Annotated in this window: 13 protein-coding genes and 1 pseudogene; 6 read left to right on the top strand and 8 right to left on the bottom strand. The window is 70.6% G+C overall.

Annotated features, from left to right (window positions below; translation table 11 throughout):
• Positions 1 to 34: 34 nt before the first annotated feature.
• From ABGA98_RS20765 to ABGA98_RS20755, 3 genes are all read right to left on the bottom strand, one after another.
• Positions 35 to 910, bottom strand: a complete 876-nt coding sequence (locus ABGA98_RS20765; RefSeq protein ID WP_347620006.1) for a helix-turn-helix transcriptional regulator — start codon at positions 908 to 910, stop codon at positions 35 to 37.
• Between the two features lie 83 nt (positions 911 to 993).
• Positions 994 to 5,505 (bottom strand): hypothetical protein, encoded by a 4,512-nt coding sequence (locus ABGA98_RS20760; RefSeq protein ID WP_347620005.1) that lies wholly within the window; start codon positions 5,503 to 5,505, stop codon positions 994 to 996.
• 178 nt (positions 5,506 to 5,683) lie between these two features.
• The gene (locus ABGA98_RS20755) at positions 5,684 to 6,943 is read right to left on the bottom strand and encodes a C39 family peptidase (RefSeq protein ID WP_347620004.1); all 1,260 of its coding nucleotides are present in this window, start codon (positions 6,941 to 6,943) and stop codon (positions 5,684 to 5,686) included.
• A 185-nt stretch (positions 6,944 to 7,128) separates the two neighbouring features.
• On the opposite strand from ABGA98_RS20755, the gene ABGA98_RS20750 reads away from it, so the two are divergent.
• From ABGA98_RS20750 to ABGA98_RS20740, 3 genes are all read left to right on the top strand, one after another.
• Positions 7,129 to 7,797: a nucleoside monophosphate kinase gene (locus ABGA98_RS20750; RefSeq protein WP_347620003.1), complete on the top strand. Its 669-nt coding sequence runs from the start codon at positions 7,129 to 7,131 to the stop codon at positions 7,795 to 7,797.
• 82 nt (positions 7,798 to 7,879) lie between these two features.
• Positions 7,880 to 8,881 (top strand): ATP-binding cassette domain-containing protein, encoded by a 1,002-nt coding sequence (locus tag ABGA98_RS20745; RefSeq protein WP_347620002.1) that lies wholly within the window; start codon positions 7,880 to 7,882, stop codon positions 8,879 to 8,881.
• Entirely contained in the window at positions 8,878 to 9,714 is an 837-nt protein-coding gene (locus tag ABGA98_RS20740; protein ID WP_347620001.1) for an ABC transporter permease, read from the top strand. The genes ABGA98_RS20745 and ABGA98_RS20740 overlap by 4 nt, the downstream gene beginning before the upstream one ends.
• Here ABGA98_RS20740 and ABGA98_RS20735 read toward each other — a convergent pair.
• Positions 9,696 to 12,860, bottom strand: coding sequence for a BTAD domain-containing putative transcriptional regulator (locus ABGA98_RS20735; protein WP_347620000.1), 3,165 nt, complete (start codon positions 12,858 to 12,860; stop codon positions 9,696 to 9,698). The genes ABGA98_RS20740 and ABGA98_RS20735 overlap by 19 nt on opposite strands.
• A gap of 86 nt (positions 12,861 to 12,946) precedes the next feature.
• Here ABGA98_RS20735 and asnB point away from each other — a divergent pair, with 86 nt between their 5' ends.
• Entirely contained in the window at positions 12,947 to 14,479 is a 1,533-nt protein-coding gene (gene asnB / locus ABGA98_RS20730; protein ID WP_347619999.1) for an asparagine synthase (glutamine-hydrolyzing), read from the top strand.
• A 119-nt stretch (positions 14,480 to 14,598) separates the two neighbouring features.
• Here the strand turns inward: asnB and ABGA98_RS20725 are convergent, their stop codons facing one another.
• Complete coding sequence (locus ABGA98_RS20725; protein ID WP_347619998.1) at positions 14,599 to 15,345, bottom strand: phosphotransferase; 747 nt, start codon at positions 15,343 to 15,345, stop codon at positions 14,599 to 14,601.
• 77 nt (positions 15,346 to 15,422) lie between these two features.
• Complete coding sequence (locus ABGA98_RS20720; protein ID WP_347619997.1) at positions 15,423 to 16,565, bottom strand: NADAR family protein; 1,143 nt, start codon at positions 16,563 to 16,565, stop codon at positions 15,423 to 15,425.
• Positions 16,566 to 16,950: 385 nt separating this feature from the next.
• Here ABGA98_RS20720 and ABGA98_RS20715 point away from each other — a divergent pair, with 385 nt between their 5' ends.
• On the top strand, positions 16,951 to 17,694 hold the full coding sequence (locus ABGA98_RS20715) for a hypothetical protein (RefSeq protein ID WP_347619996.1): 744 nt from the start codon (positions 16,951 to 16,953) through the stop codon (positions 17,692 to 17,694).
• 384 nt (positions 17,695 to 18,078) lie between these two features.
• On the opposite strand, the gene ABGA98_RS20710 is transcribed toward ABGA98_RS20715, so the two are convergent.
• A complete protein-coding gene (locus tag ABGA98_RS20710) occupies positions 18,079 to 19,098 on the bottom strand; it encodes a hypothetical protein (protein ID WP_347619995.1) in 1,020 nt (339 codons plus the stop codon).
• A gap of 14 nt (positions 19,099 to 19,112) precedes the next feature.
• Between ABGA98_RS20710 and ABGA98_RS20705 the strand changes: the two genes are divergently transcribed.
• Positions 19,113 to 19,289 carry a hypothetical protein gene (locus tag ABGA98_RS20705; protein WP_347619994.1) on the top strand — a complete coding sequence of 59 codons (177 nt, stop codon included), beginning with the start codon at positions 19,113 to 19,115 and terminating at the stop codon, positions 19,287 to 19,289.
• Between the two features lie 90 nt (positions 19,290 to 19,379).
• On the opposite strand, the pseudogene ABGA98_RS20700 reads toward ABGA98_RS20705, so the two are convergent.
• Positions 19,380 to 19,578, bottom strand: a pseudogene (locus ABGA98_RS20700) (transposase); the annotation flags it as partial.

The following is a 19,578-nucleotide window of genomic DNA, read 5'->3' as shown; positions in this document are numbered from 1 at the left end:
GCCATCGGGGCGGGCGCGTGGCTGGTGTGGGGGATCAGTCTTCGGTGACAGGCGGTCGTTCGGTGGCGTGCGCCGGGCGCCGTACCTCCTGCTCGGCCGTCAGGCTGCCCAGCAGGGACAGCGCCTCCTCCGAAGGGCTGTCCGGGTCGGCCTGGTAGACGACCAGCTGCTGGCCGGGGGCGCCGTTCACGGTCAGCGACTCGTAGTGGAGCGTCAGCTCGCCCACCAGCGGGTGGCGGAACCGCTTGGTCTCGCGGGTCTTCTGGCGGATGTCGTGGCGGGCCCACAACGTGCGGAAGGTTTCGCTCTTGACCGACAGCTCGCCCACCACCTCGATCAGCCGCGGGTCATCGGGGTCGGCGCCGGCCGCCGCGCGCAGCCCGGCGACGGTGTTGACCGCCACCCGGTCCCAGTCGGGATAGAACTCCCGCGCGTCCACGTCGAGGAACACCAGCCGCACCAGGTCGTCGCTGTGGGCGTGTCCGGCGAACAGGGCCTTGCCCAGGGCGTTGCCCGCCAGCACGGTCAGGCAGCGGCCCAGCACCACCGCCGGCGTGTGCGGCCAGGCCCGCATCATGCGCAGCAGGTGCGGGCTGACCTGCTCGCGTCCGGGAGCCGGCCGCCGCCGCCCGGCGGACACACCGGCCAGCCGGTGCAGGTGGGCGGCCGCGTCCTCCCCCAGGGCGAGGGCGCGGGCCAGCGCGTCGACCACCTGCGCGGACGGGTGGCGCTCGCGGCCCTGCTCCAGCCGTACGTAATAGTCGGTGCTCACGCCCGCCAGCTGGGCCACCTCTTCGCGGCGCAGCCCCGCCACCCGGCGGCGCGCGCCCGGGGGCAGGCCCAGATCCTCCGGCCGGAGCAGCTCGCGGCGGGCTCGCAGGAACTGGCCGAGCGGGTTGTCCCTGTTCATACCTTCGAGGCTAGGACAGGAGCCGCCCGAGCAGGAGCGCGGAGGGTGGGTGGGCTACTCCCACGCTCCGGGCGGCAACGGGGTCAGGCCGCGCAGGGCGCTTTGTACGGGATGCCGGGAAGGTAGTGGGCCCACTCGGCCTTGGTGATCGTCATCCCCGAGGTCTCGCAGACGTTCGCCCGCGCCTGCTCCACGTCCAGCCCCCACAGCTGGGCCGCGACGCCGGAGGTGCCCGCCAGAACCGTGCCCTCGGGGCCGAACTCGACGTCGTTGACCGAGCCCGACCCCGTGAGCACCGCCCACAACACCGGCCGGGCGCGGTCGGCGATGTTCCACACCCGGATGGTGTCGTCCCGTGACGCCGTGGCGAGCGTCCTGCCGTTCGCGTTGAACGCGGCGGCGGTCACGTCGGCGGAGTGCCCGGGCAGGATCGACAACCGTCGCGGCCGCTCAGGCCGGGCGACGTCCCAGAGGCGGGTCGTGCCGTCGGTGGCCGTCGTGGCGAGCGTCCTGCCGTCCGGGCTGAACCGCACGTCGAGCACGCCGCCGGTGTGGGCGGGGACGTCGGCCAGCCGGCGCGGCTCGGCGGGCGTGGACACGTCCCACAGCCGCAGGTGGGAGGAGCGCGAGCCGGTCGCGATGACGCGGCTGTCCGGCCGGAACGCCACCGTGTCGAGCATCTCGTCGGCCACGCCCGGCGCCGCCACCCGCTTGGGGGCGGCGGGCGTGGACACGTCCCACAGGTAGAGCCTGCCGTCCTTGCCCGCCGTCACGACCTTCTTGCCGTCAGGGCTGTACGCCGCCGACCGCACGCCGTCCGTGTGCCCCTTGAGCGTGGCCACGAGCTTGGGCGTGGCGGGCTCGGAGACGTCCCACAGCCGGGCGGTCCTGTCGAGCGAGGCCGTGACCAGGTGCGTGCCGTCAGGGGCGAACGACGCCGCGACGACGGCGGCGGTGTGCCCCGACAGCGTCGACAGCGGCGTGGACACCGCGGGGTCGGAGACGTCCCACAACTTCACGCTCTCGTCGTCCGAGACGGTGGCGAGGGTGTCGCCGTCCTTCGACATGGCCAGCCCGCCGACCGTGGAGGTGTGGCCGGCGAGCCTGGCGCGCGGCGAGACGCGGGCGGCGTTGGCGACGTTCCACAGGCGGGTCGTGCCGTCCACGCCGGAGGTGGCGAGGTTCTGGCCGTTCGGGCTGAACGCCACGCCGGTGACCGTGCCGCCGGCGCCCGCCAGCGTGGCGACGCCCTGCGGCGAGCTCGGGCTGGACAGATCCCACACGCGGGCGGTGCCGTCGGTGGAGGAGCTGGCCAGGATCTTGCCGTCGGGGCTGAACGCCACGTCACCGACCGTCGAGCCGTGCCCGCTCGCCGTGCCGACGAGCTTGGTGGCGGTGACGTTCCACACGTGCACCTTGCCGGTGCCGGAGCCGGTGGCGAGGTAGACGCCGTCGGAGGAGAACGCCACGCTCCTGACCGCGCCGTCCTGCGCGGGCAGCGTCGCCAGGCTGGTCGGCTTGGCGGGGGTGCGCACGTCGAGCAGCGCGACGCCGCCGGTGGACGACGTCACGGCGATCAGGCTGCCGTCAGGGCTGAAGGCCACCTCGGAGATGTCGGAGCTCTGCTGCAGCACGGCGACCCGCTTGGGCTTGCGCGGGTCGGCGAGATCCCACAGCAGGACGGTCCGGTCGGCGGACGTGGTGGCCATGATGCTGCCCTTGGGGCTGAACGCCACGGAGAGCACGCGCTCTTTGTGCCCCTCGAGCGTGGCCATGGCCGCGGGCTCGGCGGTGTCGGAGACGTCCCACAGCCGGGCGGTCCTGTCGGCGGACCCGGTGGCGAGGATCCGCCCGTTCGTGCTGAACGCCACCGCTTCCACGCCGCCCGTGTGGCCCTTCATGACGCCCAGAGCCTTCGGGCGGAGGGGGTCGGCGACGTTCCACAGCCGGGCGGTGAGGTCGCTGGACGCGGTCGCGGCCACCCGGCCGTCGGGGCGGTAGACCACCCGCTCGACGGGCGCGGTGTGCCCGACGAGCCGCGCGCCGATCGGGCGCGAGAGCGTGCCGAGCAGCGCCCCGCGGGCCTCCGCCGTGGGCGAGACCTGGAAGGCGCTGAGCGCGAGCTGCGCCGCGAGCGACGTGTCGGGCATGTGGCCGGCGGTGGCGGCGACCTGGCGCGACAGGGCCTGGTCGCGCTGCGTGGCCGCCGTCGTGGCCTGGCTGCTCGCCCGGCCTCGCTGCACCAGCGCCACCACGGCGCCGCTCACGGCCACGAGCAGGAGCACCGAGAGGGCGGCGATCACTCCGCGGGCGATCTGCACGCGGCGGTTCTGCCGCTGCTCCGACGCGTCGAGGAACTCCCGCTCCGTCCGGGAGATCACGTCCTCGACCGGCGCCGGGCCGGGGCGCGCGGCGCCGTCCGTGCCCGCGGGACCTGGCATGTCGCCGTGGGAGGCGGGTCGGCCGCCCACCACCGCGAGCGCGGCCGCGAGGCGGCCCGCGTCGTACAGGTAGGCGGGATCCTGCTCCTGCTGCTGCCAGAGCCGGGCGTCCTCGGTCAGGCGGCGCTGGACGAGCAGCCCGGCGCGGCCGGCGTCGATCCAGCCGCCGAGCCTGGGCCAGGCTCGGATGAGCGCCTCGTGGGTGATCTCCGCCTCGTCGTTCCGCACGGTGACGAGCCGGGTGCGGACGAACTCGGCCAGCACCTGCCCGGCCACCGACGGGTTGCCCGGCAGCAGTTCGGCGAGCGCGACCCGGCGTTTCGTACCGCCGATCTGGTCGTCCACCTGGACCAGCCGGATCAGCAGGTCGCGCGCCATCGGCTCGAACTCCGCGCCGAGCCCTCGCAGGGTGTCCTCGGCGCTCGACGCCAGCGCCCCGGTGACGCCGCCGGCCGACCGGTAGCCGGCCATGGTGAGCATGCCGCCGGAACGCCGCTGCCAGGTGGCCAGCAGGGCGTGGGAGAGCAGCGGCAGCGGGCCGCCCGACCGTTCGAGCGCGTCGGCGTTCGCCTGGAGATCCTCCAGCAGCAGGTCGGTGAGCCCGGGCTCGAGCGAGAGGCCGGAGCGCAGGGCGGGCTGCTCGATCACCGTGCGCAGCTCGGCCCCGGTCATGGGCGAGACGATCTCGGGCCGCTTCATGGCCTCCAGCAGGCCGGGGTAGGCCGCGCAGCGCCCGAAGAAGTCGGCCCGCACGGCGAGCACGACGGCCACGTTCCTGGACAATCCGCAGAGCGCCTCGACGAAGCGGCGCCGGGCCCGCTCGTCGGTGCAGGCGATGAACAGCTCCTCGAACTGGTCGACCACCAGCAGAGTGCGTCCCTTGACGCCCGTGAGCGCCCGCCGCGCCGCGCCGGGATCGGAGTCGATGGCCGCGCGCAGCCGGTCGGGCGCGCTGCCGCCCAGCGCCGCCAGCTCGCGCGCCAGCGCCGCCGTCGGCTGCGCGCCGGGGGTCAGCACGAGGCACGACAGCTCGTCACCGAGGTCGCGCCGCATGGCGGGAACCAGCCCGGCCCGCAGCAGCGACGACTTCCCGCAGCCGGAGGCGCCGGTGACGATGAGCGGCCCGCCGGCCTCGAACGCCTGCGAGCCGACGACGACGGGCGGAGGGTCCTCCCGCAGGGCCTGCCGCACCCTGGTGGCCAGGGACCTCGTCGCGCTCTCCCGGCCGAAGAACAGCTCGGCCTGCTCGGCCGTGTAGGGGACCAGGCCGCGGTAGGGGCTGGACAGGTCGCCGGGCGAGGCGATCGGCGGGCCCGCATGGGGGCGGCGGGCCGTCTGGGCGGGGTTGGGCGCGAGCGGCGGGTGTTCGGCCAGGGAGCCCGGACGGCCGGCGGCCTGGCGGCGCGGGCGGGGGAACCCGCCTTCGGGGAGCGCGCGGGTCAGGTGGTGATGGACGTGGTCGAGGGTTAAGTCGTGGGGCCCCGCGGGGTCGCCTTCGTTCAGCAGCCGCAGCAGCGCCCCGCTGAGCGCCGTGTGGCGGACGCCGGGCAGCGCCCACGAGTTCTCGTCCTTCGCGGACGACGCGAGCACGTAAGCGCCCGGCCAGGGCGCTTCGGTCACCTTCTCCATCGCCTTGGCCGGTACGGGCCGGCCGGGGCCGGTGAAGCAGCAGTCGAGGACCACGACGGTGAGCTCGGCCCGTGAGGACGCCAGGATGTCGCGCACCGCGGACCAGGGGAGCGCCTGGTAGCCGGGCACCCCGTCGCCGAGGTCGACGGTGGCCTGCGTCGCCAGGTGCGGCTCGTCGTCAGGCCCGAACACGGCGTGGCCGATGTAGTGGAACATCAGCACGGACGTGGCCTCGCGCGCCGCCCGCTCGAGCGCCTCGCCCAGGACGGCCGGGGTCGCCGGGTCGAGCAGCACGTTCAGGCCGGACGCGGCCAGTCCCGCCCGCTCCACCAGGCACTGGGAGACGTCGCTGACGGTCGGCGGCACGGCGGGCACCTGCGGCAGCCGCGACGGCGCGCGGTGCGCGCCCGTGCCCGCGACCAGCACGCGGGCGCCTCCGTCCGACAGCAGGAGGGAAGGACCGCTTCGCCGTGGAGGCCACACCAGCCGGGTCTTCTCGAGCGTCGCAGCATCGTCCTCGGTCATCCGGCGCTCCACGGCATGGGGAGATGGGTCGGGCACGGGCGTCGAGGGCGCCGTGCGCAGCGACATCAGCTCACCGGACGACCCCCCGATCGGCGTTGTACGCAGGGAATCAGGCGGGCTGGCCCGCCTTCCTCGGGTGACAGGGTACGCAGGTCTCCGCCCGTCGTCGAGTCGGTCGTCACCAGTTGGCGGGCAGCCCGGGAGTCGTGGCGGGCAGGGTGTGGCCGGGCGGGTGGATGACGTACGCCACTCCGCCGCTGCTCGAACTGCGGAGCCACACGTTCTCGAAGTTCGCGCGCGGATAGACGCGGCGTACGGCGGAGTTGGAGGAGGAGGCCGGATCGTTGGCGATCACGTCGCCGCCGGAGGTGAAACCGACGATCGCCATGAGGTGACCGTTGGTGCCGTAGCCGGCTCCGGGCAGCTCGCTCGCCTTGAACGACTGCGAGGTGACGACCGGGATGCCCGCCTTGATCAGGAGTTCCAGCTCGGTCAGCGAGCGCAGCCGGGTGACGAACCCGTCCATCCCGTACCGTCCCGCGTAGGCGGTGTTGAACGGCCAGTTGCCGGCGCCCTCGTACGCGTGGTCGTAGGTGTGGCGGGCGGCGTAGTCGACCTCAGGGTCGGGGTCGGAGGGGTCGACCCAGGACGTGTCCTGGGCGCTCGGCCATCTGTCCCAGTAGCCGAGGACCATGGTGGTCGAGGTCGGGCTGCACCATGCCTTGCCGCCGCCGTCCCACTCCGGGTAGTGGCCCTGGTGCACGTTCTGGGAGCGGCGCGGCACGTCCAGCTCGGTGCCCCACGCGCCGCCGCCGGGGCTGACCGGCACCGTCGCGCGGTCGGGCACGTTGGAGGCCATGACGCCGGACGTGCGCACCCGCGGCGTCGCCGAGGAGCCGGGCGCGCGGTAGAGGGTCAACCGGAGCTGGTAGGCGGTCATGGGTTTGCCCGCGGCCGCGACCAGGGTGTCCACGGCCACCGACGCGTCGCCGTCGCCCTGCCCGGGCACCGACGTGCGGCGGATGTCGCCTTCCGTGTACGCCCACCTGCCCAGCGAATACCACTTCGTGAGGCCTTCGGCGTTCCTGGCGCGGGTCTCGACCTGCATCCACGAGCCCGCCGGGACGTCCGCCGTCCAGGAGGCGATCAGTTCGGTGGCGGGGAACCCGACGGCCCGCTCGGGGCCCGTCCAGCGCGCGTACTCCCAGGTCCTGGTGCCGAGCGCGTCGGTGTAGGAGACGGTGCCCGCGGCCGAGCCGAACGTCAGCCCGTCGCCCGCCGCGGTGCCCTCGGGCGTGCCGGTGGCGAAGTCGGCCCGCTGGAAGACGACGTCGGGGACGACCTTCGCGGGCCTCGCCGCCGCGCCCGCCGGAGCGGCGGACGTCGTGGTCATGAGCAGGCCTGACAACAACGACAGGAACACGGGCAGCGTACGCATGGACCCACCTTCTCCGAAGGCGCTCGATCTTGCTGACAATAGGCGCAACCGGCCTGTAAAGCATCGGGAAATCTACGTATCGCACTTCCGGTTTCATGACGGCATTTGCCGGTCTGGCGCGCATGAACGCTGATGAGATGGTGACGATGCGCAAGAGATAAGAAATGACCCCCAGGAAGTGTGACATGCGGAAATATGTGATCATGGGCGTGCAGGGGAGCGGCAAGGGCACCCAGAGCGCCCTGCTCGCCGGCGACCTCGATCTGGTGCACATCAGCGTGGGCGACATCTTCCGCTGGCACGTCAAGAACCACACCAAGCTCGGCGCCCAGGTGCGCCGCCTCGTCGCGGCGGGGGAGCTGGTGGGGGACGACCTGGTGGAGGACGTCGTCAGCGACCGGCTCCAGCTGCACGACTGGAACTACGGGTTCATCATCGACGGCTTCCCGCGCAACCGCCGCCAGGCGGAGTTCTTCCTGGAGAGCTACGACATCGACGGCGTGATCCATCTCGACCTGCCGGACGAGGAGGTACGCCGGCGCGTCCTCGCCCGGCGGCTGTGCTCGCGCTGCGGCATGGACTACAACCTGATCGCGCACCGGCCCACGACCGAGGGGCGCTGCGACGTGTGCGGCGGCGAACTCGTCACCCGGACGGACGACACCCCCGGCGCCCTGGCCAGACGGCTGCGCGACTACCACACCAAGATCGATCCGGTGCTGGAGCTGTTCCGGCGCAAGGAGTACGTCATGACGGTCGACGCCCGGGCCGACAAGACCACGGTCCAGCAGGCCATCCGCACCAGCCTCGGCCTCCCGCCCCACACCCCGCCCCGCCCCGGCGGGACCGCCTGACCGCACCTCCCGGCGGGTCCTCCCGCAACCGGTGAAACCCGATCGAGGGCACCGTGAAACCGCCGCCGCCCAAAGTGAGGCCATGAGCATCACAGAACTCGGCCGCACCGGCGGCGGCCCGGCCCCCGGCGGGGGCACGGAACCGGCCGTACGCACGGAAGGGCTGGTCAAGACGTTTGGCGAGCACCGCGCCGTCGACGGCATCGACCTGCACGTACGCGCCGGTGAGATCTTCGGCGTCCTCGGCCCGAACGGCGCCGGCAAGACCACCATGCTCCGGATGCTGGCCACCCTGCTGACGATCGACGCGGGCCGCGCCGAGATCTTCGGCGTCGACCTGGCCGGCAACCCGCACGTGATCCGCCAGCTGATCGGCGTCACCGGACAGTACGCGTCGGTCGACGAGAACCTGACGGCCCGCGAGAATCTCTGGCTGTTCAGCCGCCTGCAGGGCGTCGCGGCGCCGCGCGCCCGGCGCGTCGCCGCCGAACTGCTGGAACGCTTCGACTTGGAGGAGGCCGCCGACAAGGCGATCGCGCAGTTCTCCGGCGGCATGCGCCGGCGCCTCGACCTGGCGGCCAGTCTGATCACCAGGCCACCGCTGATCTTCCTCGACGAGCCGACCACGGGTCTGGATCCGCGTACGCGCGGCCAGATGTGGGACACCATCCGCGGCCTGGTCGCCCAAGGGTGCACGGTGCTGCTGACCACGCAGTATCTGGACGAGGCCGACCAGCTGGCCGATCGCGTCGCCGTCATCGACCACGGCCGCAAGGTCGCCGAGGGCATTCCCGACGAGTTGAAGAGCGCGGTGGGCGATTCCGTAGTCCAGCTGCTGCTCGCCGAGCCGGACGGGGTGCCCGCCGCCGTGGAGGTGGTGCGGCGCGTCCTCGGCTCCGAGCCGGTGCTCAGCCCGGAGCGGGGCCGCCTCAACGTCGCCCTCGGCCAGGCCGACCTGGCCGGCGACGTGCTGATCGCGCTGCGTACCGCGGGAGTGTCGATCTCCTCGGTGAGCGTGGCCAAGCCCAGCCTGGACGAGGTGTTCCTCGCCCTCACCGGCCACGGAACGGAGGAGACCCGATGACCACCACGCTGGCTCCCGCCCACGACACGGTCCGCGCCGCCGACCGCGTGGCCGCCGCCCGGCAGCGCGTCACCATGGGGGAGACGATCGGCCAGACCATGACGATGGCGTGGCGGGCGCTCAAGAAGATGTTGCGCAACCCGGAGCAGTTCTTCGACGTGGCGCTGCATCCCATCCTGTTCACCGCGATGTTCGCCTACATCTTCGGCGGCGCCATCTCCGGCGACGTGGAGAGCTACCTCCCGTTCATGATCCCCGGCATCCTCGCCCAGACCGTGCTGACGACGTGCATGGCCACCGGCACGCAACTGCGCGAGGACATGGAGAAGGGCGTCTTCGACCGGTTCAAGTCGCTGCCCATCGCCCGGATCGCGCCGCTCGCCGGGCCGATGGTGGCCGACCTCCTGCGCTACACGATCGCGGCCACGCTGACCTTCGGCATGGGCCTGGTGATGGGCTACCGCCCGGGCGGCGGGGCGGGCGGCGTGCTCGCCGCGATCCTGCTCGCGATCGTCACGGGCTGGTCGCTGGCTTGGGTGTTCACGTGGATCGGCACGATCGCGAGGAGCGCCCAGGCCGTGCAGGGCATCTCCATGATGATCTTGTTCCCGCTGACGTTCCTGTCGAACGCTTTCGTCCCCGTCGAGACCCTGCCCGGCTGGCTGGCCGCGTTCGTCCGGGTCAACCCGGTTTCCCACCTGGTCACGGCCGCCCGCGACCTCGCCAACAATGCCCTGGCCAGCGGAGAGGTGGCCTGGACGCTCCTGGCCTGCCTGATCGTCATCGCGATCTTCGCGCCGTTGTCGGTGCGGAGCTACAAGCGGCACATGTGAACGCCGCCGTCGCGGCCGGAGACCTGCTCGACATGCTTGCGGGCCTCATCGAGCAGGTCGGAGCCACGTCGGCCGCCGTATTGTGCCCGCACGGCGGCGATCACGCCGGGCGCGGCCCGCTCCGCGTGCGGCTCTATCCGCTCGAAGGCCATGGTCGGCATGCTGCTGTTGAACGAGAACCGCTCGGCCAGCACGAGAAACCTGATCGCGTCACGGGGGGCCGTCGCCTCCCGCAACAGCCCCCAGGCGCCGAGCGCGAAGAGCATCGAGCCGCACAGCGGGACGTCGAGCACGGGGACGGACCGGGTCAGCAGGTCGTGGCCCCGCACGGCGGAGAACAGTTCCTCGCCGTAGTGGACGTCCTCCGGCCGGGCGTGGTGCGCGTAGGCCGTCAGGGCGACCGATTCCGCGATGATCGTCCACGGCATGGTGTCCGTGCGCGGCACTCCGGGCAGCCGCAGGTCGCGCGCCAGCTGGACGGCCCGGCGATATTCCGTTAGCGCAGCGGCCGTCTCGCCGCGGGCGAGGGCGAGCTCGGCCGTGCACAAGGAGACGAGTGCCGCCCCGCCCAGCACCGCCTCGTTGTCGTTGAGCCGGACGATCCTGGCGAGCTCCGCTTCAGCGGCGCCGACCTCGCCGTCGGCCAGCGCGGAGGTCAGCAGCACCGCGCGGAGCTGGGTCTCGTCGTCGACGGCGCCCAGCCGGCTCAGCGCCGGGATGGCGGTGCGCGCGTGCCCGACCGCCCGCCGATGGTCGCCGAGGTGCGTGGCCAGGTGAGCGAGCACGGCATGCATGGTCGCGGCGATCCATGGTCCTTCGTCGTCGTGGAGTATCGCCAGGGTCTGCTCCGCGGCCTCGGCCGCCCCGGTCAGGTCCCCCGCGTTCTCCAGGACGTGAACGCTCGCCTGCGCCGCCGCCAGGGCCACGTCACGGTCGCCGCTAACGCGCAGCTCCTCCAGCCGGGGGCGTGCGCCGTCGCCGTCGACGCTCGCCAGCACCACCGCGGCCATCGCCGCCACGCGGGGATCGGTGGCGTCACTGGTGGGCAGCGTACGCAGGAGGTCGCGCAGCGGGTCGCTGCGGCGGCCGGTGACGATCATGGTGTTCATGAGCGTGATCAGAGTGGCGACCCTGGTCGCCTCGACGAGGGAGGGCGGCGGCGCCCAGCCGCCGACCACGTCGATGATCGCGTCCAGGTGCACGAGGATCCTGACGTGATCGCCGCGGATCGACCACAGCGCGCCGACGCCGACCAGCAACTGAACCGCCGTGGCGGGATCGGGCTCGCCGAGAGCCTGCCTGAGCAGATCGGCGAGGTTGCTCTCCTCGGCCCGCAACGCGTCCGCCGCCGCGAACTGCGCCGGGCCGAACAGGGCGGAGGCGTGTTCCCCGGCGTACGCCGTCGCCCAGGCCCGCTGCGCGGCCCGGGCGGGCGCCTCCTCACCGGCCTCCGCCAGCCGCACCCGCCCGAACTCCCTGACGGTCTCCAGCATCCGGTAGCGCAGGCCGTACGCCGTCTCGCGGACGCTCAGCATCGACTGCTGGGTCAGCGCGTCCACGGCGCCCAGGGCGTCCGGGCCGAGGACGTGCTCGGCCGCGGCCAGCGTGAAGCCGTCGCCGAACAGCGACAACCACCGCAGCGCCCGCCGTTCCGGTTCGTCCAGCAAATTCCAAGACCAGTCGATGACCGCGAGCAGCGTCCGGTGCCGGTCGGGGGCCGTACGGTTCCCGTCGCGCAGCAGGGCGAACCGGTCCGCCAGGCGGCGCTCGATCTCCTCCACCGACATCACCCGCACCTTGGCCGCGGCCAGCTCGATCGCGAGCGGCAGCCCGTCGAGGCGGGCGACGACCTTCTCGACCACGCTCTGCTCGATCCGCACGCCCGGGCGTGCGGCCGTGGCGCGCTGGCGGAACATCGCGACCGCGTCGCCCGTGGCCAGCTCGCCGAGGAGGTAGACGTGTTCGGCGGGGATCGACAAGGGGGCCCGCGAGGTGACGAGCACCCGCAGGTCTCGGGTCGTCACGGCCAGGAATGCCACCAGGTCGGCGACGGCCCCGATCACGTGTTCGCAGTTGTCCAGGATGAGCAGCGCGGGAGCCTGGTCGAGCTGCTGGGCGATCCGGGCGCGTACGTCGGAGCGTTGTTCGGCGGTCAGGGCACGCCGGCCGCTGACCGAGTCGCGGACCCCGAGCGCCGAGCCCACCTCGCCCACCACGCCCTCCGGCGAGGAGACGCCGACGAGCTCGACGAAGTGAGCGACGGGCTGCGCGGCGTTCCTGCCCACGACGTGGGCGAGCCGCGTCTTGCCCAGCCCGCCGGGGCCGACGATGGAAACCACCCGATGGGCCTGCACCAGGGCGTGCACCGCGCTGATGTCGCCGTCACGGCCGAGCAGCGAGGAACCGTCGAACTGGATGCCCGTGCGCACCGGCCGGTCCGCGGCGAGGAGCTCGGCGTGCACGCGGGTGAGCTCGGGCCCCGGCCCGGTGCCGAGCCGGGCGGCCAGGCGCGCGCGATAGCGCTCGTAGCGCTCCAGAGCGGCGCCGGCGCCGCGTACGGAGGTCTCGCTGCGCAGGAGGCAGGCGAGCAGTTCCTCGTCGTGCGGACGGTCGGCCGCGGCCTCTTCCAGCAGCGGCAGCGCGCTCCCGTGAGCGCCGCTCCTGCCCCGCGCGATCGCCGCCACCCGCCGCGCCTCGGCCGCCTGCGCCGCCGCGGCGTCCTTCAGCTCGGCGAGCGCGCCCGTGGCGCCGTTCATGCCGCCGGCCGCCAGGCTCATGGCCTCCTCCGCGCGGCGGACCGCGAGCGCCATGTCGTCCTGGGCCAGCGCGGCCCGTGCCTGCTCCACGAGCGTGCCGAGCAGCAGCGCGTCCACCTGGTCGGCGGCCAGCCCGAGCCGGTAACCGCGCTGGACCCGCACCACGACGTCGGCGCGGGTCGCCGCCCTGGTCCGCGAGACGACCACCTGCAGCGCCTTCGTCGGGTTGGCCGGCGCCTCGTCGGGCCACAACTCTTCGATCAGGCGCTCGTCACCGGCCCCTGCCCGCCCGTGCAGGGCGAGCACGGCCAGCAGGGTGCGCGCGCGATCACCGACCACGCGGGCACCCCGCCAGCGGACGCCGTCGAGCAGAATCAGTGCGGGGGACACACCCTCAGCTTACGGAAGCCGGGCCGGGGGAGCTTCGCGCGCGAGGGTTTGTCGATGACGGCCGGCCGGGACTACGTTCGAATGTCATGTGCGGCATCGCGGCTCTCTACGACGAACAGAACGGAACCGACCCCCTCCATACCCGCGCCGCGGGCGAGTGGATGCTCTCCCACATCACGCACCGCGGCCCGGACGACAGCGACCACCGGCTCGTCGGCGAGCGCGCGTGGCTCGGGCACACCCGGCTGTCCATCGTCGACCTCGAAGGGGGAAGGCAGCCGATGGCCGCGCCCGACGGCTGGTCGCTGGTCTGCAACGGGGAGATCTACAATCACGTCGACCTCCGCAAGAGCCTCGGGCAGGAGTGGTTCGCCACCGCCTCCGACAGCGAGCCGGCGCTCGTGCTGCTGCGGACGTGCGGGCCGGACGCGCTGGACCGGCTCCAGGGGATGTGGGCGCTGTGCGCCGCCGCGCCCGACGGCCGGTTCGTCGCCGCCCGTGACCCGCTCGGCATCAAGCCTCTCTACTGGGCACGCACCGCGGACGGCGTGCGCTTCGCCTCCGAGCTGCGGGCCTTCCCGCCCGAGGCGCAGGCCGCCACCGAGGCGTTCCCGCCCGGGTGTTACTGGACGCCGGAGACCGGCCTCGTGCGCTTCGCCGGGGCCGTGCCACGGGGCCGCACGCGCCGGTGGGCCGGCGTCCCCGCCGCCGACGCCGAGTCGGCCACCCGCGAGGTGCTGGCCGACTCGGTCGTCCGGCACCTGATGGCGGACGTGGACGTCGGCGTGTTCCTCTCAGGCGGCCTCGACTCCAGCATCGTCGCGGCCGTCGCCGCCGCCGAGTACGGCTCGAAGGGCGAGCGGCTGAAGACGTTCGCCGTCGGCACCGCTGACTCGCCCGACCTGCTGGCGGCCCGCGAGGTGGCGGAGTTCCTCGGCACAGAACACCACGAGACCCTTCTCGACGCCGACCGGGCCATCTCCGTCGTGGACCAGGTGGTGACCTCGGTGGAGTCGTTCGACGCCAGCCTGATCCGCAGCGCCGTACCCAACTGGTTCCTGTCCGAGCTGGCCTCCCGGCACGTCAAGGCGGTGCTGACCGGGGAAGGGGCCGACGAGCTGTTCGCCGGCTACGACTACTACCACCGCGGCCACGCGGCGCCCGGCCGGCTGGAGGTCGAGCTGCAGCGCACCCTCGGCCAGCTACACGGGCTCAACCTCCAGCGCTGCGACCGCGTCACGATGGCGCACGGCCTGGAGGCCCGCGTCCCCTTCCTCGACGCGGACGTCATCGCGCACGCCATGTCCCTGCCGCCCGAGCTCAAGTCGCTGGAGCCCGGCGGCATGGAGAAGGGACACCTGCGCCGCGCGTTCACCGGCTGGCTGCCCGAACGGCTGCTGTGGCGGCGCAAGGTGCAGTTCGGCACCGGCAGCGGCGCCCAGGACCTGCTGACGCCGCACTTCGAGGCGCGCGTGGGCGATGGCGAGCTGGCCGCGGCGGTCCAGGAGTCCGGCATCGAGCTGCGTACCAAGGAGGAACTGGCCTACTACCAGGTGTTCCGGCGGGCGCTGCCCCTCGTCCGTCCCGAGGCGGTGCTCACCCGCTTCGCCACCGCCTGAACCGGCCATGGCGTGAGCGCGGTCAGGGCGCCTTCGCCACCGCGTCGATCTCCACCTGGCTGCCGTAGGGCGCACCGATCCATCTGCCCTGATCGGCTCCCGCCGCCGGGCGCGCGGCCTCACATCCGGGCTCTCAGCACGTCGACCTCGCAGCCGGGTGCGGCCGGGTCGAAGCCGTGCTCGAACAGCCAGCGGATCGCCAGCAGGCTTCGCAACGACCACCACGCACGGATCACGTCGACGTCGACGGGGGCGCCGTAGCCGGCGATGACGTCGCCAAGGCGCTCCTCGTGCCCGAGCGTCAGGACGGCGAGGTCGTACAGTGCGTCTCCCCGGGCCGCCTCGGTCCAGTCGATCACGCCGGTGACCTCGTCACCGTCCACGAACACGTGGGTGATCTGCAGGTCGCCGTGCGTGAACACCGGTGTCCACGGCCGGAGCGCGGACCCGGCGACCTGGCGGTTGCGCGTGACCAGGTCGGTGGGAAGGACACCGTTCGCGACGAGCCACTCGCACTCGCCGTCGAGGCGCGCGGCGATCTCGTCGAGGCTCCGGCCGGGCCACGGCGGCAGCGGCGCGTCGTGCAACATCCGTGCGGCGGCGCCCGCCGCACGCCACGCCGCCGGCGACGCGGTCGACGGCTCGCCGAGCCGGCCGAGCGCCGTCCCCCGGAGGGCGGCGAGCGCGAGCACGGGCGGCCTGCGCCACAGGACCTCCGGAGTCGGGATCGGCGCCCTGGCCATCGCCTCGACCTCGACGTCGCTGCGCGTCTGATCGCCGTCGATCTTCAAGAACACGTCGCCGACGCGCAGGGTCGCGCACTCGTTGTGGGCGACGACGACCTCGACCTCTTCCACGCCGGTCATTATCACGGGGTGATCACCGGCGTCGCCACACCTTTATCCCGCGCTACCGCGGCCACCTGTACTGCTGAGGGGAGGTGTCAGAGCCGGAAGCCGATCCGCCCGGCCACGAGCTCGGCACGAACCAGTTCCAGAAGCCGGCCCATCCAGTTACGCCCGGCGGAGTCCCGGATGTCCCAGAATTGCGAATTGGCGGAGCCGTAATGGATGCGCCCGTCGCCTGTGGCCAGGAGCACCTCGCCCAGGTCCGGATGCTGGACGAACTTCGCGCGCAGCAGATCGGCCATGACCGTGAGACGCACGTCCGCCCAACGCGGCCGCCGCTCGGCCCCGACCGCGATGTCACGCGCCGCCTGGGAACTCGGTGCCGTACGGATGCGCTCGCGCAGGGATTCGTCGCCGGTGGACAGGGCCCAGTAGGCGTGCTCGACCGTCGGATAGAGAGCATCGGCGACCTTGATCGGGGCCGGGAACTCGTTCCGCAGCCCATGCGCACGCGGATGCATGGGACGGCCGTAGTTGAGGTGCACGGTCGGCGATCGGGCCTCGGCGGGCCCGTCGGCCTCCCGCAGCGCCTCTGTGGCAGGATGCGGCGCCCGCCAGTCCGCGAAGTACCGGAAGGCCCCGCGCCGGCCGTCCTCGGTGACGACGCCGTCCTCGCCCAACGCCTCACTGCCGTCCTCGAACTCGAAGAACACGTACTCGTCCCAGGTCTCGCCCGCCTCCGAGATGAGCAGGCGCAGCGGGATGTCGCGGGCGTCCATGTCGCCGAGCGCGTAGATCCGGTGATGCGCAGGGATCGCCAGGTAGGCATCGCGCAGCACGATCCGGTCGGTCTCCGAGCGCGAGTCGACGTAGCGCAGCGCCGCCGCGACGCACCGGTCCGTGGAATCCGGACGCCCGTTCAGGCGGTCGATCGCGTCGACGACCTCCCCGAGCAGTTCCTCGGCCGTGGTCCAGCAGACGACCTCGCCGAACCGCCAGCGTGCCAGATCATGCGCGCTCGCCCAGGCACCCTCCTCAAGAGCCGTCGCCACCCAACCGGCCTCGAGCTTCGCGCGGAGCCCGTCGAGGTCGCCCCACTCCCAGTAGAAGATCGCGCCGTCCGCGAAGACCTGCAGATCGGTCAAGTAGTAGTTGCCGCCGTTCCGAATGAAGATCGGCCGGAGGACTCCCTCGATCCGCTCCCCGTCGACGATGCGATAGGTCCGTTTTCCCACCATCCGAGCCAGCGTAGGCCCTGCGCCCGAACAGGGCTGACCGCCCGGTTCCCGTCACACGGTCATGGCTACTTGACCAAGTGCCTGCTGATCACCATGCGCTGGATCTGGTTCCTGCCCTCGAAGATTTGCATGATCTCCGACCTACGATCGAGCCACCTGGGGAGACAGCTCGATCATGCCGTTGAGCAGCACCTACGCTTGCGGGCGTCTCGCATCACTTCTCGCTGATTCTGGTGCTCCCACGGAACAGCAACGGAACACCCTGCTCAGATGATCACTCGCGGCCAGCGTCACCGTAAACTTGATCGCGATCCCAGCCTAGGTTCCATACTCTGGTCGCGGAACTCGGTGGTCGACGGAACACCGCACGGGACAGGGAGACCATATGCCCTCAGAGAAGGCGATTCTCCAGTACGCCCGCAGGCAAGCTGATGATCTTCAGGCGGGCATGGAATGGCAGCGGGCGGATTCCAGTAGCGGCGGTTACTGGAAGGTGGAGGTCCCCCAGATGAGGGCACAGCTCATCGCACGTGCGGCGGCCGCCCAAGAATTCTTTCGGCAGTACGCAGGCCCCGACAGCTTCTGGTGCCGTCAAGCCACTTCGCTGTACGACAACCACGGCACGAACCAGTCCGTCGAGTCGGGAGTTCACGCAATTGGCGATCTTCTACGGGCCTGGTGCGAGCAGGTCGAGACGAAGATCGTCGAGATCGTCGGCTCTAGAGCCTGGTCTGAGCTCGGAGTCGCCAGCACTGATGTCATGAGTCAAGTGCGACGGCTTATAGACGACAGAGACGCAGCTCCTGCGGCTCCCATTGTGCTTTGCGGTGCGGCCCTCGAGATGGCGCTACGCGCGCTCATACAGGGCAGATCAGTCCAGATGGGTAATGCACGGCCAACGCTAAGCGGGTACACCCAAGCTCTGTATGCTGCGCAACTGCTAACCAAGCAGGATGTCAAGGATCTACAGCAGCTCGCCGGCCTCCGAAATGAAGCCGCGCACGGCCACTTCGACGACCTCACCATGGAGCGGGCGAAGCTGATGGAGCAACAGACGAACTGGATGCTCCGTCGCCTCGCTGATCTGCAACTCGCGACCCCCTCTCAGAACATCCAGCAGACCACATAGCGACGCGCCGATGACGGCTACCTGCGCGCTTGAGGGCACGAAGCTCGACCTGGGATACGACCAGTCTCAGCACCGAGAGCAGCGCCTCAGCCTGACCTTCCGCTTTTCAGGCGGACCGATCACGCTGCTCCAGTGATCGAGAGCGTGGTCAGGTGCGTGTGGACGGTGGCGCGGATGCGTCGGCGTGTGGGGACGTTGCTGTCAGTGCTGCTGTCACCCCAGCCCAGGTCACCCGGTGCCGGGGCCCGACGAAGGAGGGCCTCGGCGTCGATCGCCCCAGCCACGGACAGTGAGAGGCGAAGTGAGCGATCGTCACGGCGCCCGCCACACGTAACCCGCTTTGAATCTGGCGACTGGCTTCGTAATATGTGCGACTTGAACCATTCAGATACCTAGAGGCAAAACATCGAGAGGTGACCGATTTTCGTAGAACCAGATCTTGGGACTACATATAAATCGAGGCTCCTGGGCTGCAAAGGGAACCTTGCTCCATACCCTAGGATTTCTAGCAAATGCATCACACAGTGACTCTTGGGACTTTGCGGCAAGACGCTCGGGAGTCAGCACGATAAATTCGTTGCCGGATTTGTTGAGACAAAAAGCAACGATTCCATCGAGATGTTCCCGAAAAGCTTCCAGCAAGAGCCTGGCGTCAGGCCATTTGTCATACGGAGCGACAGGCAGAGAAACGTACTCGATAAATTTTCCCTTTCGAGCGACGAGGGCTTGGAATTTGCTCCAGTCATTCCTCTCCATCAGCAGGTCCAATCGCGCCCCTATCCAGTGATTATGATCCAAGATATCAGTGGATCCGTACAAGATATGGAGCTTGAATGCGTCAACAGCCTCCACCAGTGAAGCCAGCAGGCCACTTAGGATCACGTGGGTGCGACTGGATAGGGCACGGTTATGGGCCAGAAGATTTCGAATCTCCCTTACTTCATCAAGCTTCCTCTTTAAAAAATCACTATCAATGCCTATCAAAGGCTGCATCGATGGTGCAACATCGTCCGCTGTCAGCAAGGAAAGCAATTCACTATGAGTGGCTTGCCAAATTAAATCATCGTGCGATTCTGCACCAAGATAGAGTCTCTGCTGGTTGCGCCTCACGCGAGATTCGAGTGTCCGTCGAAGATTTGGGTTGAGCTTATCAATCCATGCATTTCCGAACTCCCCCATCCATAAGGTGAGACAGATACGACGAAGCCAGCCTTCAAGTGCATAAATTTGTTTGTATGCCGCCATGTTCGCTTTGGGTATGAGCAGCTCTCCATCAAATTCGAGATCAACTTGCTCAGCCTGGATCCACAGGTTTGAATTCGGTGTGATGGCCGCGAAAAGGGGTGAGGCGCCCTCCGAGCTGGGATGATGGGAGTTCTCTACGCTTCCAGCTTCCGTAGTCAAAGGGCACCTCTGAAATGCGATTCTCCCACGCCGCGTCCAAGTCCGAGGCGATCTTCGATGACGAGCACATGATCGCGTACGGTGGGCTCGGTCCGGCGCTGCGGCTGGCCGAGCGGTGTGACCTGGATCAGCTGGTCGGCGCGCAGGTGCGCATCACCGCCCTGGACCTTGGGTTCCGCAGATGTGTCTGAGGAAAAGCACACGAATCTAGGTGTTGAGCTGCGGTAACGCATGCTGGAGCGCGTGCGCGGCGTGTTACTAGGGCGGGGTGTCGCTGCTGGTCAGGAGGGGGTGGTTGGTATCGCCTCTATGACCTTCTTTGGGGCGGGGAGGTCGAGTTTGGTGAGGATGTTCCGCTGCGGCTTGGTGAGTTCGGCTATCTGGCGGAAGGTGCCGGTTGGTCCGGTGAAGGTGGCGATGGTCAGTTGCTCGCATTCCTCACGGATGTGCCGCCAGGTCCGGGCTGTGCTGGTTTCGATG

Origin of the sequence: Nonomuraea sp. B1E8 (assembly GCF_039871515.1) — a bacterium.
Lineage (GTDB): Bacteria > Actinomycetota > Actinomycetes > Streptosporangiales > Streptosporangiaceae > Nonomuraea.
Note: the sequence above shows the minus strand (reverse complement) of the source record. Positions and strands in the feature narration are given on the sequence as shown.

What these genes read in the sequence shown, in the direction of transcription:
- ABGA98_RS20765 (WP_347620006.1), bottom strand. Translation starts at nt 910, where the DNA reads ATGAACAGGGACAACCCGCTCGGCCAGTTCCTGCGAGCCCGCCGCGAG.
- ABGA98_RS20760 (WP_347620005.1), bottom strand. Translation starts at nt 5,505, where the DNA reads ATGACCGAGGACGATGCTGCGACGCTCGAGAAGACCCGGCTGGTGTGG.
- ABGA98_RS20755 (WP_347620004.1), bottom strand. Translation starts at nt 6,943, where the DNA reads ATGCGTACGCTGCCCGTGTTCCTGTCGTTGTTGTCAGGCCTGCTCATG.
- ABGA98_RS20750 (WP_347620003.1), top strand. Translation starts at nt 7,129, where the DNA reads ATGCGGAAATATGTGATCATGGGCGTGCAGGGGAGCGGCAAGGGCACC.
- ABGA98_RS20745 (WP_347620002.1), top strand. Translation starts at nt 7,880, where the DNA reads ATGAGCATCACAGAACTCGGCCGCACCGGCGGCGGCCCGGCCCCCGGC.
- ABGA98_RS20740 (WP_347620001.1), top strand. Translation starts at nt 8,878, where the DNA reads ATGACCACCACGCTGGCTCCCGCCCACGACACGGTCCGCGCCGCCGAC.
- asnB (WP_347619999.1), top strand. Translation starts at nt 12,947, where the DNA reads ATGTGCGGCATCGCGGCTCTCTACGACGAACAGAACGGAACCGACCCC.
- ABGA98_RS20725 (WP_347619998.1), bottom strand. Translation starts at nt 15,345, where the DNA reads ATGACCGGCGTGGAAGAGGTCGAGGTCGTCGTCGCCCACAACGAGTGC.
- ABGA98_RS20720 (WP_347619997.1), bottom strand. Translation starts at nt 16,565, where the DNA reads ATGGTGGGAAAACGGACCTATCGCATCGTCGACGGGGAGCGGATCGAG.
- ABGA98_RS20715 (WP_347619996.1), top strand. Translation starts at nt 16,951, where the DNA reads ATGCCCTCAGAGAAGGCGATTCTCCAGTACGCCCGCAGGCAAGCTGAT.
- ABGA98_RS20705 (WP_347619994.1), top strand. Translation starts at nt 19,113, where the DNA reads ATGCGATTCTCCCACGCCGCGTCCAAGTCCGAGGCGATCTTCGATGAC.